We start from the raw sequence: 17,614 nt of genomic DNA, 5'->3' as shown, positions 1-17,614 counted from the left end.
CGCCCTGACAAAAATCGGGGCGTTTTTTTATGCGTATTGGCCACGGCTACGATGTTCACCGTTTCGCTGAAGGCGACTTCATTACTCTGGGCGGCGTGCGGATCGCACACGGCTTCGGGCTGCTCGCGCATTCTGACGGTGATGTCCTGCTGCACGCCTTGAGCGATGCGCTACTCGGTGCCGCCGCCCTGGGTGACATCGGCAAGCACTTCCCTGACACCGACCCGCAGTTCAAGGGCGCCGACAGCCGCGTGTTGCTGCGCCATGTGGTCTCTCTGATTCATGCCAAAGGCTGGAAAGTCGGCAATGTCGATAACACCATCGTGGCCCAGGCCCCCAAAATGGCTCCGCACATCGAAGCGATGCGCCAGTTGATCGCCGAGGATCTTCAAGTTGAGTTGGACCAAGTGAACGTGAAAGCCACCACCACCGAAAAGCTGGGCTTCGTCGGTCGCGAAGAAGGCATTGCCGTCCATTCCGTTGCCTTGTTGCTGCGCCCATGACCGAACTGGAACTGTTGGGGCCGCGGGCCTACGGCGAGTCGTTGGGCAGCGCGGTACTCAAGGCCAGCGCTGAAGATTTCCAGGTCGATGAAGTGCTCGACATCCCGTTGACCGGCGATGGCGAACACTTGTGGATCTGGGTTGAAAAACGTGGCTTGAACACCGAAGAGGCTGCCCGGCGAATCGCCCAGGCCGCCGGCGTGCCGTTGCGCACCGTCAGTTATGCCGGGCTCAAGGACCGTCAGGCCCTGACCCGCCAGTGGTTCAGTGTCCAATTGCCGGGCAAGGCCGATCCGGACTTGTCGGCGGCAGAGAACGACACGCTGAAAATCCTCAAGACCGCACGCCATCGGCGCAAGCTGCAACGCGGCGCGCACTCGGCCAATGGCTTCACCTTGCGCCTGACCCAGTTCTCAGGCGACAAAGCGGCGGTCGAGGCGCGTCTGCAGCAGATCATTCGACAAGGCATCCCGAACTATTTCGGCGCCCAGCGCTTCGGCCATGACGGTGGCAACGTCGTTGACGCCCGCGCGTGGGCCGCACGCAAGGCCTTGCCGGAACAGCGCAACGTGCGTTCGCGCCTGCTGTCCACGGCCCGCAGTTTCCTGTTCAACAAAGTGCTGGCGGCCAGAGTGTCCGACGGTACGTGGCAACACGCCCAAGTGGGCGATTTGCTGGCCTTTACCGACAGCCGCAGTTTCTTCCCCGCCGGGGAGGCCGAGTGCAGCGATCCGCGCCTGGCGATTCTTGATCTGCACCCGACCGGACCCCAGTGGGGCGAAGGACCTTCGCCCACCGCTGGCGTGGTCTTCGAATTGGAGCAGGCTATCGCCGAAAGCGAAGTGGATCTGCGCGACTGGTTGATAAACGCGGGAATGAGTCACGAACGTCGCATCCTGCGACTGCCCATTGGCGGGCTGTCGTGGCATTATCCCTCGCCTGACATTCTGCAATTGGAATTCGTCCTGCCGGCCGGATGTTTCGCCACTGTCTTGGTGCGCGAACTCGTCGATCTGGTGCCGGTGGGGCAGACGGACAGCCCATGCGTATTCTGATTTCTAACGACGACGGGGTGACTGCACCCGGTCTTGCCGCGCTTTATGCTGCGCTGGCGGATTTTGCCGAGTGCGTGGTCATCGCCCCGGACCAGGACAAAAGCGGCGCCAGCAGCTCGCTGACGCTCGACCGTCCTTTGCATCCCAGCTATCTGGACAACGGCTTCATCAGCCTCAACGGCACCCCGACCGATTGCGTGCACCTGGGCCTCAACGGCTTGCTGGAACGTGAACCGGACATGGTGGCGTCGGGCATCAACCTGGGGGCCAACCTGGGGGATGACGTGTTGTATTCCGGCACGGTTGCCGCGGCCCTGGAAGGTCGCTTCCTGGAAAAGCCGTCGTTCGCCTTTTCGTTCGTTTCCCGACAGGTCGATAACTTGCCGACCGCCGCCTACTTCGCCCGTAAACTGATCGAAGCCCATGGCGAGCTGGACCTGCCGCCACGCACGGTACTGAACGTGAACATCCCCAACCTGCCGCTCGATCACATTCGTGGCATCCAGCTCACGCGCCTGGGCCATCGTGCCCGCGCCGCCAAACCGATGCACGTCGTCGACCCGCGCGGCAAGGCCGGTTACTGGATCGCCGCCGCCGGCGATGCCGAGGATGGCGGGCCGGGCACTGATTTCCATGCGGTGATGCAAGGTTATGTCTCGATCACGCCGTTGCAACTCGACCGTACCTTCAACGATGCCTTCCGAAGTCTCGATGGCTGGCTGGAGGGGCTGCGCTGATGGCTCGTGAGCAAGACGATATGCTGCGCCGTGGAATCGGCATGACCTCCCAGCGCACCCGTGAACGACTGATCCAGCGTCTCTATGAAGAAGGCCTGTCCAACGCCCAGGTGTTGGAAGTGATTCGCCGCACGCCGCGCCATCTGTTCGTCGATGAAGCCCTGGCCCATCGCGCCTATGAAGACACGGCGTTGCCGATTGGCCACAACCAGACCATTTCCCAGCCGTACATGGTGGCCCGCATGAGCGAGTTGCTGCTGGAGGCGGGACCGCTGGACAAGGTAATGGAGATCGGCACCGGTTCGGGTTACCAGACCGCGGTATTGTCGCAACTGGTCGAGCGGGTGTTTTCCGTGGAGCGGATCAAGGTCCTGCAGGATCGCGCCAAGGAACGCCTGGTCGAGTTGAACCTGCGCAACGTGGTGTTTCGTTGGGGCGATGGCTGGGAAGGTTGGCCGGCCCTGGCGCCGTACAACGGCATCATCGTTACCGCCGTCGCCACCGACGTGCCTCAAGCCCTGTTGGATCAGCTCGCCCCCGGTGGACGGCTGGTCATCCCGGTGGGCGCCGGCGAGGTTCAGCAACTGATGCTGATCGTGCGCGAAGAGCACGGCTTTTCGCGACACGTCCTGGGGGCGGTGCGGTTTGTGCCGTTACTCAATGGACCGTTGGCCTGAGCATTTATAAACGGGCGCTGAATTCCGCGGCCACGCCTGTGTCTTACAGCGGCACCGATTCGCTGAACAGAGCCCAATGGCGTCGAGCAAACGTGTGCGGCGGTGAGTTGCGCTTCATTAATAGAAGCGCAGTCGTCGCCAGCTATATTTGTATGAACGCTGCCTGGACAGGCAGCCTCCAATTTTTCAGCCACCACAAAGGGAGCGGCGGGTGAGTCTCACAGTCATTGCGCAGCGTATGGGTATCACGAGCTTTCAGCGCCTGGTGACTGGCCTTGTCTTGAGCACTTTGCTGGTCGGTTGTTCCAGTACGCCGTCGAGCAATGTCCGGGTTGTCGATCGCAACAGTGCAGCACCTCAACGTCCTACGGTAACGACCGGCCAATATGTAGTCCGTCGCGGCGATACGCTGTTTTCCATCGCTTTTCGCTACGGCTGGGACTACAAGGCCCTCGCGGCGCGGAACAACATTCCTGCGCCTTATACGATTCACCCCGGTCAGACGATTCGTTTCGATGGCCGTAGCGGTTCAACGCCTTCCGCGGTGGTGACACAGTCGGGTTCGACGCCTTCATCGTCGAGCAAAACCACAGTCATCCGCCGGCCGGCGGGGGCTGGAACGGCGGCAGTACCGTCCGTCGCGAGCAAACCGACCCCTGCTCCGATGCCTCCCGCAGGCCCCGCCCCGACAGGCTGGGGATGGCCTTCTAATGGCGTTCTCATTGGAAAATTCTCTTCAAACGGTAGTTTGAATAAAGGAATTGATATCGCCGGGGATTTGGGACAGCCTGTTTTAGCTGCGTCTGATGGCACGGTTGTGTACGCCGGGAGTGGTTTGAGGGGCTACGGCGAACTCGTCATCATCAAACACAGCGATACCTACGTCAGTGCCTACGGTCACAACCGCAGGCTGTTGGTTCGGGAGGGGCAGCAGGTCAAGGTCGGACAGACAATTGCCGAAATGGGATCAACGGGAACAGACCGGGTGAAACTGCATTTTGAGATTCGCCGGCAAGGTAAACCAGTCGATCCGCTGCAATTCCTGCCACGTCGTTGATTTGATTGTCAGCCTGTTCCGTCACGTAGAGGGAACAGGCTCCAGCGTTGCCAAGGATAAAGGCGTCGCTCGAGCTTGAGGTCGAACTCACCAAAGGACTATAACAATGGCTCTCAGTAAAGAAGTGCCGGAGTTTGACATCGACGATGAGGTTCTCCTTATGGAGACCGGCATCGCTATGGATTCGATGTCGAATGATGAAGGGGCGACTCCACCTTCCGTTCGTGCCAAATCCAAACACTCCGCTTCACTTAAACAACATAAGTACATCGATTACACCCGGGCGCTGGACGCCACTCAGCTGTACCTCAACGAAATCGGTTTCTCGCCACTGCTCTCCCCCGAGGAAGAAGTTCATTTTGCGCGGCTGTCGCAAAGTGGTGACCCGGCCGGTCGAAAACGCATGATTGAAAGCAACCTGCGCCTGGTGGTGAAAATCGCCCGACGCTACGTCAATCGCGGGCTTTCGCTGCTGGACCTGATTGAAGAGGGCAACCTGGGCCTGATTCGCGCCGTCGAGAAATTCGACCCCGAGCGCGGTTTCCGTTTCTCGACCTATGCGACCTGGTGGATTCGCCAGACCATCGAACGGGCGATCATGAACCAGACCCGGACAATCCGGTTGCCGATTCATGTGGTCAAGGAGCTGAACGTCTACCTGCGGGCCGCCCGTGAGTTGACCCAGAAGCTCGACCATGAGCCCTCACCCGAAGAAATCGCCAACCTGCTGGAAAAACCGGTGGGGGAGGTCAAGCGCATGCTTGGGCTCAACGAGCGGGTGTCCTCGGTGGACGTTTCCCTGGGGCCGGACTCTGATAAAACCTTGCTCGACACCCTCACCGATGATCGACCTACCGATCCGTGTGAGTTGCTTCAGGATGATGACCTGTCCCAGAGCATCGACCAGTGGCTTTCCGAGTTGACCGACAAGCAACGGGAAGTGGTGATTCGCCGCTTCGGCTTGCGCGGGCATGAGAGCAGCACGCTTGAAGATGTTGGACTGGAGATTGGTTTGACCCGTGAGCGGGTGAGGCAGATCCAGGTTGAAGGTCTCAAGCGTTTGCGGGAGATCCTGGAGAAGAACGGCTTGTCGAGTGAGTCGTTGTTTCAGTAACACCGAAGGTAAGTGCAGCAGAAACGCGCCCTGACTGGCGGTGATGCTGTGCAGTTTGAAAAAACGGTGCTTCCCAGAAACGGGAAGTGCCGTTTTTTTGGGCCTGGGTTTGGGGGTATATCCGTTTCAAAAACGATGTGGCCTTGTCGCCGACCTGGTTCTTGATGAGACCGCGTTTCCCCTGTGGGAGCGGGCTTGCTCGCGAAGGCGGCGTTACAGTCGATGATGATTGAATGTACTGGCCCCATCGCGAGCAAGGGGATTGGGTGCGCATGAATTTTATGTCTGCTGAAAATCCAATGTGGGAGCAAGCTTGCTCGCGATAGCGGTGGCTCAGTCCATGAAGATTGAAATGTGCTGGCCTCTTCGCGAGCAAGCCCGCTCCCACAGGTTTTGCGATGTGTATGGGTTTTGTGACTGCTGAAAATCCAATGTGGGAGCGAGCCTGCTCGCGATATCGGTGGCTCAGCCGCATAGATGCCGGCATGTGCCCCGCTTTGCTCTTGCTCTTGCTCTTGCTCTTGCTCTTGCTCTTGCTCTTGCTCTTGCTCTTGCTCTTGCTTTGGATCTGGGCGCCCCGTTAAACCACGCTGGCCGAACGCAGGCATTGCGTAGTGGGCATCCCGGCATGGATGCCGGGATAGCCGCGCTGGGCCATGGATGGCCCTTCGCGGCGGCCCACGGAGCAATGCCGGAGTGAGGGCACACCGAGCCTAAGCGAGGTGCCGAGTGGTGGGGCAAAGCGCTTTTGGTTACTTTTGGCGCTCTTCCAAAAGTGACCCGCCGTAAGGGCGGAACCCTAAGTGGCCGTTACCGCAGCAACGGATATACACACCACCCCTGAACCCCCCCGCTCCTAAAACCATAGAACATCACGACTGGTTCGAATGCTTCTGCATATCTGAAGCATCGCTTCCCCAACCCAGCTCCATTTATAGGTTCAGCTTGTAAGCTTTTGCCTAGTGTTGCGTAAGCGATCGGTTCCTCATCGCCGGGACAGACCGCTATAAACGCCGTGATCCTTTCGTATTCACCTGATTTATAAAGGAAATTATTTGGTGAACATAGTGTGACAGAGCAACCCACCTGTATCACCCGCGTTGCACTCGCCTGGGAAGACACTAATATCAGCCCTGTGTCGACGGACAGACACACCCGTTAAGGACGATGGGAAGGAAGGACATCGCAGGACGCGATTCATCAGGACGATGAATAGGATTAAAGGGATTAGGGAAAAAATGTGGGCGGGTCAAACCGCCCCTTTTTTTTGCCTGCGATTTCTTGATCCGAAAAAGCAAAAAGGCCCGCAAGGGGCCTTTTCGACGAACGCAGGGATGATCAGCGTTCGAGGTCTGCGATCTTGCCAGTCTTGCCATCCCACTCTTCGGCGTCCGGCAGCGCATCTTTCTTCTCGGTGATGTTCGGCCAGATGTCCGCCAGCTCAGCGTTCAGCTCGATGAAGTTCTCCATGCCAGCCGGCACTTCGTCTTCCGAGAAAATGGCATTCGCCGGGCATTCCGGTTCACACAGGGCGCAGTCGATGCACTCGTCCGGGTGAATGACCAGGAAGTTCGGCCCTTCGTAAAAGCAGTCCACCGGACACACTTCTACGCAGTCGGTGTACTTGCACTTGATGCAGTTGTCGGTGACGACGAAGGTCATTTCTAATTCTCTCCTCAGGCGGCGGCAGCGAAGCCCCTTCACGGTAGGGTCGCCAGGTTTGGGAGCGATAGTCTGCGAACCAGGCTAATAGTCCGCAGCATCCCAAACCGCGCGCGATTCTAACAGCTTGAAAGCTTGTGTGTTAGATCCGTGTCTTCAATGTATAGAGTAAGTCCAGTGCCCGACGCGGGGTCAGGTCGTCCAGATCGAGCTTGGCCAGTTCATCGAGCACCGGGTGCGGCAGGCTGGCGAACAGGTCGCTTTGCTGTGGCGCGGCCGGTTTGCCTTTGGTCGGGCGCGGCGCTTCGTGGGGCAGGCTGGTGGTTTCCAGACGGCTCAGGTGCTCGCGGGCCCGACTGATCACTTCACTTGGCACGCCGGCCAGTTGCGCCACCGCCAGGCCATAGCTCTGGCTGGCCGGGCCGGGCAGCACATGGTGCAGGAAGACGATGCGTTCGTTGTGCTCGGTGGCGTTGAGGTGGACGTTGGCCACCAAGGGCTGGCTTTCCGGCAATACGGTGAGTTCGAAATAATGGGTGGCGAACAGCGTGTAGGCCCGCAGGTGCGCGAGGCGTTCGGCCGCCGCCCAAGCCAGGGACAAGCCGTCGAAGGTGCTGGTGCCGCGGCCGACTTCGTCCATCAGCACCAGGCTGCGTTCGGTGGCATTGTGCAGGATGTTCGCGGTTTCGCTCATTTCCACCATGAACGTCGAGCGTCCACCGGCCAGGTCGTCGCTGGAACCGATCCGGGTGAAAATCCGGTCCACCAGGGACAATTCGCAACTGGCAGCCGGCACGAAACTGCCAATGTGCGCCAGCAGCACGATCAACGCGGTCTGGCGCATGTAGGTGGATTTACCGCCCATGTTCGGGCCGGTGATTACCAACATGCGGGTGTTGTCGTCCAGGCTCAGGTCGTTGGCCACGAACGGCGTGGTCAGTACTTGCTCGACCACCGGATGACGACCTTGGCTGATGCGCATGCACGGCTCGCTGACGAAGCGTGGGCAGTTGAGGTCCAGGTTCAGCGCGCGTTCGGCCAGGTTGCTCAGCACGTCCAGTTCCGCCAGGGCACCGGCGGTGTCCTGCAACGGGGGGAGTTGGCTGATCAGGTCTTCGAGCAGCGCTTCGTAGAGCATCTTCTCCCGGGCCAGGGCGCGGCTCTTGGCGGACAGCGCCTTGTCTTCGAACGCCTTGAGTTCCGGGGTGATGAACCGCTCGGCACCCTTGAGGGTCTGGCGGCGAACATAATCGGCCGGGGCTTGCTCGGCCTGCTTGCTCGGCAATTCGATGAAATAACCGTGGATGCGGTTATAGCCGACCTTGAGGTTGGCCAGTCCGGTACGGGCTTTTTCCCGGGCTTCGAGGTCGATCAGGAACTGGCCGGCGTTCTCGCTCAGCGCTTGCAGTTCGTCGAGTTCGGCGTCGTAGCCGGTTTTCAGCACGCCACCGTCGCGGATCACCGCCGGCGGGTTGTCGATAATGGCTTTTTCCAACAGCGCGGCCAGCTCCGGGTAGGTGCTGGTGGTTTGTGCCAGTTGTTGCAGGTGCGGTGCTTCGAGGTCGGTCATCGCCACCTGCAGTTCAGGCAACGCGCCGAGGGCATCGCGCAAGCGCGCCAGGTCACGGGGACGGGCGTTGCGCAGGCCGATACGGGCGAGGATCCGCTCGATGTCGCCGATTTCCTTGAGCTGCGGTTGCAACTGCTCGAAGCGATAACGATCGAGCAGGCAGGTAATGGAGGATTGACGCGCCAGCAGCACGGTCAGGTCCCGCAGCGGACGATTCAACCAACGGGTCAGCAAGCGGCTGCCCATGGCGGTCTGGCAGCGATCGACCACCGATTGCAAGGTGTTGTCGCGCCCACCGGCCAGGTTGGTGTCCAGCTCCAGGTTGCGGCGGCTCGCGCCGTCCAGCACCACGGTGTCATCCAGGCGTTCGTGCCGCAAGCTGCGCAAGTGGGGCAGGGCGGTGCGCTGGGTTTCCTTGGCGTAGGCCAGCAGGCAACCGGCCGCGCCGATGGCCAGGGTCAGGTTCTCGCAACCGAAGCCCTTGAGGTCCTGGGTGGAAAACTGCTGGCAGAGACTTTTCAACGCCGAGTCGCGCTCGAAATCCCAAGGCGCCCGACGACGTACGCCTCGGCGTTTTTCTGCCGGCAAGTCTTTGGGCCAGTCATCGGGAATCAACAGCTCTACCGGATTGACCCGCTCAAGCTCCGCCAGCAGGTTTTCCCAGCCCTTGATTTCCAGCACCGAGAAATTGCCACTGGTGATGTCCAGGACCGCCAGGCCGAACAGGCGTTCGTCGCCCAGCACCGCGGCGATCAGGTTGTCCCGGCGTTCATCCAGCAAGGCTTCGTCACTGACTGTACCCGGTGTGATGATCCGCACGACTTGGCGTTCCACAGGCCCTTTGCTGGTGGCCGGGTCGCCGACTTGCTCGCAGATCACCACGGATTCGCCGAGCTTGACCAGCTTCGCCAGGTAACCTTCTGCCGCGTGGTAAGGAATCCCACACATCGGAATCGCCATGCCCGCCGATTGCCCACGCGCCGTCAGGGTGATGTCCAGCAGCTTGGCGGCTTTCTTCGCGTCCTCGTAGAAGATCTCGTAGAAGTCGCCCATGCGGTAGAACATCAGTTGATCGGGGTGCTGGTTCTTCAGGCGCCAGTATTGCTGCATCATCGGCGTGTGGGAGGACAGGTCGTTCACGGCGGTATTCATGGGTGTCAGGGAAGCTCGTTGAAAGGTGTGGGGCAAAAGGAGGGGCATTGGCCCGGCTTTTCCGCGATGGGCGCAAGGTTAACATGGGTGGTCGGGGGGGACCCAGGGGATGACTGTTTTTGGGATTGGGTGAATATCCGTTGCTGCGGTAACGGCTACTTAGGGTTCCGCCCTGACGGCGGCTCACTTTTGAAGAGCCCGGAAGCCGGCCCAGTCAAAAGTAAGCAAAACGCTTTTGCCCCACCACTCGGTGCCTCGCCTAGGCTCGGCATGCCTGAACGAAGGCATTGCTCCGTGGGCCGCCGCGAAGGGCCATCCATGGCCCAGCGCGGCTAACCCGGCATCCATGCCGGGTTGCCCACTGCGCAATACCTTCGTTCAGCCAGCGTGGTTAACGGGGCGCCCCAGATCAAAAACAAAACCGAGGCGGCCTAATAGCCGACCTGACTCTCCGGTCGTACACCCATCATATCTGTGGGAGCAAAGCTTGCTCGCGAGGCGGCCTGACAGCCGGCCTGGCTCTCCCGGTCGTACCCCCATCAGATCTGTGGGAGCAAAGCTTGCTCGCGAGGCGGCCTGACAGCCGGCCTGGCTCTCCCGGTCGTACACCCATCAGATCTGTGGGAGCAAAGCTTGCTCGCGAGGCGGCCTGATAGCCGACCTGGCTCTGGCATCTGGACTCCGATCCAATTGTGGGAGCGAGCTTGCTCGCGATGACGGTTGCCAATACAACTTAGTTGTAACTGGACTACCGCTATCGCGAGCAAGCTCGCTCCCACAGTGATGACTCGGGTTTCTCTTAGGTCTCGGCTTGCATCATGAGTGCCTACCTCACCTCAACCACATCCAACGCCCGGTTCGCCAGCAACTGACTCAGCTCGATCATCTGTTGAACCCCCAGCAAGATATTCCGCCGCGAGCCCTTCAGGTCGAATGCCAGGTCACTGACCATGGCATTGGCCGAGGCCAGGGTTTCGCTGAGGTTGGCGAGCAGGCATTCGGCGTCGACGTTGGGGGCGATGATGAAAAGGGTGTCGGGCGTGTCAGCGGTTTCCTTGTCGGTTTTCGGCTTGAGGTAATAGTCCAGGGCGCGGGTGGCCGCGTCGTCGAGTTTCTTGGCGTTGGCCGATTGGCTGCGGGAGACGTGATCGTTTGGGGGATTTGGAGTGTTCTTCGGCATTGTTTGGATCCTTGAAGTTGAGCCACCACTCACTCGCGACTAAACGAGGGGGTGGCAGCTGTACGCAGGTTAGTCGACCGGGGATCCAAGGAACCGGCGCGCCCGAGGGCGCCCTGCGCACAGCCACCATTGAGTGCAGGAAGTACCTGACTGAATGGAGCAATGAGCACCTTGGAATACCGAGCGACTAAACCCGATCACTGATGGGCAGTGACAGGATCAAAAGTACCGGTGGCCCCCAAGGCGCACAAGCCGGCGGATTCTGGCGTAGTTGTAGGCAGAGGCGCAAGAAAACGTAGCCTTGCGTCGCATATTTGAAGGACGGCTTTGGAGCCTTTTCCCAACGGCGTGTAGGGCGATTCCGTGGCGAGGGAGCTTGCTCCCGCTGGGCTGCGCAGCAGACCCTTTTGTGAGCGCTTCGCACTCAAGCGGGAGCAAGCTCCCTCGCCACAATGAATGCAACTGGTTGGAATTGCGTGTTTATGCAAAACAGCATTTGTCTTCTGCGAAAAGAACAAGCACTATGCGCGTTATGCAAAAACGCAACGTTTCTTCCGTATTAAGAGCATTGCTCGATCAGCACGGGATCTCCCCCACGGAGCTTCACCGGCGTACCGGCGTGCCTCAGTCCACCCTCTCGCGGATCCTCAGCGGCAAGATTGTCGACCCTTCGGATAAACACATCTCGAAGATCGCCGAATACTTCGCCGTGAGCACCGACCAGTTGCGCGGGCGCGCGGACGTTGCGCCCGCCGGCAATGCCCGCCGCGACGAGCCGCATTCCGAACTCAAGGACATAAGCCTGTGGGACGACGAAACACCTGTCGAAGAAGACGAGGTGTCGGTCCCTTTTCTGCGCGAGGTTGAATTGGCTGCTGGATCAGGAAGATTCGTCATCGAGGAAAGCGAGCGCTCAAGCCTGCGCTTTGGCAAGCGCAGCCTGCGCCACAATGGGGTGCAGTTCGACCAGGCCAAGTGCGTGACGGTGCGCGGCAACAGCATGTTGCCGGTGCTGCGCGACGGGGCCACGGTTGGGGTGAATGCGGGCAAATGCGGGATCGGCGATATTGTCGACGGTGACCTCTACGCCATCAATCACAACGGCCAACTGCGGGTGAAGCAGCTTTACCGCCTGCCCACCGGCATCCGCCTGCGTAGCTTCAATCGCGATGAACACCCGGATGAGGACTACACCTTCCAGGAAATGCAGGATGAGCAAATCGTCATCCTCGGTCACGTCTTCTGGTGGGGCATGTACGCCCGTTAACCCCTCCACTGTCAGATAAAACCCGCCGTCGTGCGGGTTTTTTTTCGCCTCCTGAAAACCCGCGACCCCCGTATTTACGAGAGCCCCATGCATTTACGCATTCATCACGCATAAATAAATGCATTTGCGCATTGACTGGATATGCATCCATGCATATTCTGTGTCCAAGCCGCTCGACAAAGCGGCTGGCAACGAAGCTCTTTAGTTCCACCAACAGGCAGCGATGAACCGGCCTTAACGGTTCAGAGGGTTGGCAACTGACCCGGGTGTGCAGCGTAAAGCACCAGAAGCAGTTATCCGGCGGGCAGGGACCGCGGTCGGAAGAACAATTTGAATGGATCCGTACCGCGCCAGTCGCGCCGAAAGATCAAGCGCATTACTGAAAAGCCTGGGCAACCGGGCTTTTTGGAATGCCTGTGCCGTGAGGCACTTCAAATAAGTAAGGAGACTCCTATGCACTCACTTTTAAAGGCTCAGGAGGTGTTCAGATAAAAACCTGTATCGACGCTCGCAAAAAACCAACTCATTTAAAGGAAGAAAATTGATGAAAAAAATAATCAGCGTACTGATCGCAACAATCCTGGCGACCCAGGCGATCCAAGCCATTGCTGAAACCTCACCTGTCGGTTCCTGGCAATTCGCTTACTACCACGTTCCGGGCGGTGGTTTTTATGCCAACCAAACGATCTGTTTCAAAGCAGACAATACCTGGTACTCGAGTTCGCAGGCCGGCTGGAAGGGCGCATGGTTCCAGAACGGGGACGATCTCCAATGGAATGGGAGTGTGCCAATGCCGGGTGCAGGGAGCGCCAACAATCTCGCGACCATTGCCATGGGTAAGTTAGCCGTCGCTGGTTCGATGTCGGGTAACTACGCGGAATGGGCCGCACCCAGTGCGCTACCGCTGTCTTGGGACAGGCACTACACCTACACCATGACTTACAAAGGCGCGACCTGTGCTGCGCCAAAGTGATGTCCGCCTTCAATGACCTGACAAACATTTGAACGCCATTTCTAGCAACTTAATGGGTTGCACCGACCCACATCTCATTCAACTTCAAACAACTTACCCGCCCAATCTTAATCACCCCAGGAAACGAGACATGACAAACGAGCAACAAGCGTTGCTGGACATGCCGATCTGGCTGGTCATCGTGCTCGCCCTGGTGGGCGGGGTGTCCGGCGAGATGTGGCGCGCCGACAAGGAGGGCGCCCGTGGCTGGCCGTTGCTGCGCCGCGTGGTTCTGCGCTCCGGTGCCTGCGTGGTCTGCGGCGTATCGGCAACCATGCTGTTGTATGCCCTCGGGATGTCGATCTGGAGCGCTTGCGCCCTGGGTTGCCTGACCGCCATGGCCGGTGCCGATGTGGCCATCGGTCTTTACGAGCGCTGGGTCGCCAAGCGGATCGGCGTGTGCGAAGTCCCACCGCGAGACCTTCCTCCCGACCAGCAGTGAACAGCGCTGATCCCTACACAAGGAGGCGATCAATGCCCGTCCTTATCGAAAAACCCTCGCAGTTGTTCTCGGCCATTGCCCAGACGCTGCGCGCCACTTATCCCACCTTGAAAGTCGGCAGCCCTCAGGAGTTCGATGGCACCGACGATCAACCCTGGATACTGATTGCCATCGAGCGTGATGCACCCGGCCACCGCGCCAACGACGGGCGTATCGCCCATGTCCTGACGGTTTCCCTGCAAGTGGTCATGGCCGTTCCGGGATGGGAGGCCTGCGATTTGGCCGCTGAGCTGAAGCACTTGGTCATGGATAACCGCTGGGGTCTGTCGGGCGATCAATGCGACTTGCCCACGGAGATCGATGGCCTGCCATCCACGTTTATCAACCTGACAAGGCCATACACCGCCTGGACCCTTTCCTTCAGCCAAACCCTGTACCTCGGCCCGACGCTGTTGGATGACCCGTTGGGCATCCCGAAGTTTGCCCGCACCTGGGAAGTGTCGAACATCGACGACCCTGACCAATACACCGCACTCGAGGGCTGAGCCATGTTTGATGCGCTGTTACGGATGCATCTGGGGCCGATCATCGAGCGTCTGGCGCAGATGGAAACCGAGCTGGAAGACTTGCATCGACGTGCGGAGAGTTTTTGCCGCATCGGCGTTTGCCAGGAAGTCGACGCGGCCAGCAACACCTGCAAAGTCAGCCATGGCGGACTGCTCACGCCGGCGATCCGCTTTTTCAACCCGAGCGCCGGCGCCCAAAGCGAGTCGCGGATTCCCTCCGTGGGCGAGCAATGCCTGTTACTCAACCATGGCGGCGGCGAAAGCGGCGGGCAGGCGGTGGCGTTGTTTGGCCTCAACGGCGGTCAGTTCCCGCCCGTCTCGACCCAGGCCTCGCTGACGCGTCGCCTCTATCAAGACGGCACGGAAAATGGCTACGACCACGCCAGCCATGTCCTGCATTGGAGGAACGGCCCGGCGACGTTCAGCGGTTCCCGTGAATCGCTCCAGTTGAGCATAGGCCCATCGAGTCTGGTGATGACGCCGCAAATCATCGAATTAAAACTCGGCGCCGTCGGCATTCGTCTCGACGCCTCCGGTGTGCACCTGAGCGGCCCCGTGGTGGATCACCAGGGACGCGTCATCAGCACCGCATAAGAGATTTCCTCATGATTGGAATCGATCGAAATACCGGCGCCACGGTCGACGACTGGCTGCAGTTCGTGCAGCGCGCCACCCGTGCCTTGACCACGCCGTTGGGCACCCGCCAGAAGCGCCCGTTGTATGGCTGCGCACTGACCCAGTTGCTGGGGCAGAACCTCGGCGACGACCTGTTGATCCTCGCCCAGAGCCATGCGGCCCAAGCGTTCTACAACCCCCATAACGGCATCGACGATTTCGAGCCCCAGGTCATCGTCGCCAGCCGGCACGGTGCCGGATTGCTGCTGCGTTTCGCCGGCACCTGGAAAAACCGCAAACAGACTTTCGAGGTGGTGACATGAGCATGTTGATACCCGGCCAGAACCAACTGGCCGAACCGGCCATCGTCACCGTCGAAGCGTTCGAGGACTTGCTCGCCGAGTTCAAGACCTTTGTGGTCGAGTACGTCGCCGCACGCTCGCCCGCCAGCGCCGTCAAGTTGGTGGACAGCCTCGAGAACGAAAGCGAACTGCTGACCCTGGCCCTCGAGGCGTTCTGTGTCCGGCTGCAAACCCACGAACGCAAATACAACGCCCGCATTAAGCAGATGTTGGCGTGGTGGGCCACCGGCACCAACCTCGACGCTCGCCTCGCGGACATGGGGCTCGAACGCCAGTTGCTCGACCCGGGCGACCCGGCGGCGTTCCCGCCCGTTCCCCCGGTCTACGAGAGCGATGACGATGCGCGGTTGCGCTACTACCTGGCGCCCCATGCGCCGGCGGCTGGCTCGCGCATGCAGTATCGGCGGGAGATTTTTACCCTGGGGCAGCGTCCCGTCGTAAAAGTCGAGAACGCCTCGGCGGGTGTGGTGACGGTCACCTACACCTTCGACCCGGACAGCTACGCCGCCCAGATCAAGGACGGTAACGGACGCCGTACCGCGCCCGGCGAAGTCACGGTCACGGTGCTGTCTCGCGACGGCGATGGAACGCCGTCCGAAGCGTTGCTCGACGGCGTCCGCGAGCACTTCGCCCGACCGGATGTACGACCCGAGACGGACTTGGTCATCGTGCAGGCCGCGCAAATCAAACCTTACAAGATCCGCGTCGTGGCGAAGATCAATCCCGGGCCTGACTCGGGCCTGACCCAGGTTGCCGCACAGCAGCAATTGCAGGAATACGCCGAGGCGTGTCATCGCCTGGAAGGCCGAGTGGACCCGAGCTGGATCGACTACACCCTGCACAGCGCTGGCGCGGTTCAACTGCAGATTCTCGAACCGCTTGCGCCGATTGTGACGACGGCTTTCCAGGCGCCGTACTGCACGGGCGTCGAGGTCGAGGTGGATACGTTATGAGTGACGACACATCTCGACCGAACCTGTTGCCGGTCAATAGTTCACCGCTGGAGCGGGCGCTGGATCTTGGGTTTGCCCGGCTGTTGGAACGCATCGATCCGCCGTTTCCCGAACTGATGAACCCGGCGGCCACGCCTTTGGCGTTTTTGCCTTATCTAGGAGCCGACCGCGGTGTCAGTGAATGGAGTTCCGAGGCGCCCGAAGCTGAGAAGCGCCTGACCGTTGAGCTCGCCTGGCCCACCGCTCGGCAGGCCGGGACGCGAAAGGCGCTGGAAAATGCGGCCAAGGGGTTGCAGCTAATGCCTGAAGTGCGCGCCTGGTATGAGCAAACGCCACCGGGCCCGCCCTACAGTTTTTCCGTCAGGGCATTTACCGAGCAGCCCTACAGCGAAGCCATCGACGCCCGTCTCGACCGTCGCCTGGCCGACGCCAAAAGCGAGCGTGACACCTTGAAGGTGTCTGTCGGCTTGAGCGCATTTGGCCGTCACGTCATCGGCGCCGCGACGCTGTGCGGCGAGCTGACCACGGTTTATCCGATCGTCATCGAAGGCCTCGAAGCCTCGGGCCAGGCCTTCATGGCCGCCGGGCTCTACACCGTCGAAACCTCCACTATTTATCCACAGGGGTCCTAAATGGCCGACTACTACACCCTGCTCACCGATGCGGGGATCGCCTACGAAACCGCCTGCAAGGCGGCGGGCACGCCGATCAAACTGTCGCAGATTTCCGTCGGTGACGGTGGCGGCGCCGAATACAACCCGGCCGCTACGGCGACGGCGCTCAAGCGCGAAGTCTGGCGCGGGCCGCTCAATGCGCTGTTCCAGGATGAAAACAATCCAAGCTGGCTGCTGGCCGAAGTCACCATCCCGTCCGACGTGGGCGGCTGGTATGTGCGTGAGGCCGGGATTTGGACCGATACCGGGATTCTCTATGCGATTGTCAAATATCCGGAGTCGTTCAAACCGGTGTTGGCGACGTCCGGTTCGGGGAAAGAGTTTTATATCCGATCGATTTTCGAGACCAGCAATGCCGAGCTGGTGACGTTGCTGATTGACGATACGGTGGTCAAGGCGACACGGGCTTGGGTTGCAGGTTACGTCGCTGATGAGCTTGCCAAGCTCGACAGGAAGCAGTCGGTGCGGGTGGCGACGACGGCCAACATTGTCTTGAGCGGTGCGCAGGCGATCGATGGTGTTGCGGTGATCGCCGGGAATCGGGTCTTGGTCAAGTCACAGACGTTGGCGAAAGACAACGGTATCTACGTTGCCGCGAACGGCGCCTGGGTTCGGGCGAAGGATGCCGATGCGAGTGCCGAAGTGACTTCAGGATTGATTGTCTCGGTGGAGGAGGGCACGACGCTTGGCAATACGATCTGGCAGTTGATTACCGATGGTGTGATTGTGCTGGGCACTACGGCGTTGGCGTTTCAGAACATCACGCAAGGGTTTGCGCCGCTCAATTCGCCCGTGCTGCTGGGCGTCCCGACTGCCCCGACTGCTCCTGTCAGCAACAACAATCAGCAGCTCGCGACGACTGCCTTTGTGCAGCGTGCGCTCGGCAACCATTCAAGCATTGGTGGGTTGGACGCGAGTACCGTTCTGACCGCGGATGCTTTTGGTAAGTCGTTCATCATCAATTCGGCCAACCCAGTGAACATCACCTTGCCGAAGGCAAGCACGGGCTTCAATGG

17 protein-coding genes and 1 pseudogene are annotated in these 17,614 nt (G+C 60.0%); 15 read left to right on the top strand and 3 right to left on the bottom strand.

The features are described from left to right. Positions 1-29: 29 nt before the first annotated feature. The 6 genes from ispF (at position 30) to rpoS (ending at position 5,143) form a co-directional block, all read left to right on the top strand. Positions 30-503, top strand: coding sequence for a 2-C-methyl-D-erythritol 2,4-cyclodiphosphate synthase (gene ispF / locus J3361_RS16325; RefSeq protein ID WP_003184863.1), 474 nt, complete (start codon positions 30-32; stop codon positions 501-503). After that, positions 500-1,558, top strand: a complete 1,059-nt coding sequence (gene truD / locus J3361_RS16320; RefSeq protein WP_207965443.1) for a tRNA pseudouridine(13) synthase TruD — start codon at positions 500-502, stop codon at positions 1,556-1,558. The genes ispF and truD overlap by 4 nt, the downstream gene beginning before the upstream one ends. After that, positions 1,546-2,295 carry a 5'/3'-nucleotidase SurE gene (gene surE / locus J3361_RS16315; protein ID WP_207965442.1) on the top strand — a complete coding sequence of 250 codons (750 nt, stop codon included), beginning with the start codon at positions 1,546-1,548 and terminating at the stop codon, positions 2,293-2,295. Before truD ends, surE begins: the two co-directional genes overlap by 13 nt. A 41-nt stretch (positions 2,296-2,336) precedes the next feature. After that, positions 2,337-2,972: a protein-L-isoaspartate(D-aspartate) O-methyltransferase gene (locus J3361_RS16310; protein ID WP_170862085.1), complete on the top strand. Its 636-nt coding sequence runs from the start codon at positions 2,337-2,339 to the stop codon at positions 2,970-2,972. Between the two features lie 211 nt (positions 2,973-3,183). Beyond that, positions 3,184-4,029 (top strand): peptidoglycan DD-metalloendopeptidase family protein, encoded by an 846-nt coding sequence (locus J3361_RS16305; RefSeq protein ID WP_207965441.1) that lies wholly within the window; start codon positions 3,184-3,186, stop codon positions 4,027-4,029. A 106-nt stretch (positions 4,030-4,135) separates the two neighbouring features. Beyond that, positions 4,136-5,143: an RNA polymerase sigma factor RpoS gene (gene rpoS / locus J3361_RS16300; protein WP_003198289.1), complete on the top strand. Its 1,008-nt coding sequence runs from the start codon at positions 4,136-4,138 to the stop codon at positions 5,141-5,143. Between the two features lie 1,338 nt (positions 5,144-6,481). On the opposite strand, the gene fdxA is transcribed toward rpoS, so the two are convergent. The 3 genes from fdxA to J3361_RS16285 all read right to left on the bottom strand — a co-directional run bounded on the left by fdxA (position 6,482) and on the right by J3361_RS16285 (position 10,707). Continuing rightward, the gene (gene fdxA, locus J3361_RS16295) at positions 6,482-6,805 is read right to left on the bottom strand and encodes a ferredoxin FdxA (RefSeq protein WP_030139464.1); all 324 of its coding nucleotides are present in this window, start codon (positions 6,803-6,805) and stop codon (positions 6,482-6,484) included. Between the two features lie 142 nt (positions 6,806-6,947). After that, positions 6,948-9,515 (bottom strand): DNA mismatch repair protein MutS, encoded by a 2,568-nt coding sequence (gene mutS, locus J3361_RS16290; RefSeq protein ID WP_207965478.1) that lies wholly within the window; start codon positions 9,513-9,515, stop codon positions 6,948-6,950. A gap of 838 nt (positions 9,516-10,353) precedes the next feature. After that, a complete protein-coding gene (locus J3361_RS16285; RefSeq protein ID WP_207965440.1) occupies positions 10,354-10,707 on the bottom strand; it encodes a DUF6124 family protein in 354 nt (117 codons plus the stop codon). Between the two features lie 532 nt (positions 10,708-11,239). On the opposite strand from J3361_RS16285, the gene J3361_RS16280 reads away from it, so the two are divergent. The 9 genes and pseudogenes from J3361_RS16280 to J3361_RS16240 form a co-directional block, all read left to right on the top strand. Continuing rightward, a complete protein-coding gene (locus J3361_RS16280; RefSeq protein WP_207965477.1) occupies positions 11,240-11,974 on the top strand; it encodes an XRE family transcriptional regulator in 735 nt (244 codons plus the stop codon). Positions 11,975-12,518: 544 nt separating this feature from the next. Next, entirely contained in the window at positions 12,519-12,947 is a 429-nt protein-coding gene (locus J3361_RS16275; RefSeq protein ID WP_207965439.1) for a hypothetical protein, read from the top strand. A gap of 130 nt (positions 12,948-13,077) precedes the next feature. Further along, positions 13,078-13,428, top strand: a complete 351-nt coding sequence (locus J3361_RS16270; protein ID WP_060738977.1) for a phage holin family protein — start codon at positions 13,078-13,080, stop codon at positions 13,426-13,428. Positions 13,429-13,460: 32 nt separating this feature from the next. After that, positions 13,461-13,973 carry a hypothetical protein gene (locus J3361_RS16265; protein ID WP_207965438.1) on the top strand — a complete coding sequence of 171 codons (513 nt, stop codon included), beginning with the start codon at positions 13,461-13,463 and terminating at the stop codon, positions 13,971-13,973. Positions 13,974-13,976: 3 nt separating this feature from the next. Further along, complete coding sequence (locus tag J3361_RS16260) at positions 13,977-14,588, top strand: phage baseplate assembly protein V (protein WP_207965437.1); 612 nt, start codon at positions 13,977-13,979, stop codon at positions 14,586-14,588. An 11-nt stretch (positions 14,589-14,599) separates the two neighbouring features. Then, on the top strand, positions 14,600-14,932 hold the full coding sequence (locus tag J3361_RS16255; RefSeq protein WP_207965436.1) for a phage baseplate protein: 333 nt from the start codon (positions 14,600-14,602) through the stop codon (positions 14,930-14,932). After that, complete coding sequence (locus tag J3361_RS16250) at positions 14,929-15,924, top strand: baseplate J/gp47 family protein (protein WP_207965435.1); 996 nt, start codon at positions 14,929-14,931, stop codon at positions 15,922-15,924. The genes J3361_RS16255 and J3361_RS16250 overlap by 4 nt, the downstream gene beginning before the upstream one ends. Then, positions 15,921-16,556: a phage tail protein I gene (locus tag J3361_RS16245; protein WP_207965434.1), complete on the top strand. Its 636-nt coding sequence runs from the start codon at positions 15,921-15,923 to the stop codon at positions 16,554-16,556. The genes J3361_RS16250 and J3361_RS16245 overlap by 4 nt, the downstream gene beginning before the upstream one ends. Next, positions 16,557-17,531, top strand: a pseudogene (locus tag J3361_RS16240) (phage tail protein); the annotation flags it as partial. Positions 17,532-17,614: the final 83 nt, after the last annotated feature.

The organism is Pseudomonas sp. OA65, assembly GCF_017498305.1.
Taxonomy (GTDB): domain Bacteria; phylum Pseudomonadota; class Gammaproteobacteria; order Pseudomonadales; family Pseudomonadaceae; genus Aquipseudomonas; species Aquipseudomonas zanjanensis.
This window is presented reverse-complemented; position numbering and strand designations above follow the sequence as displayed.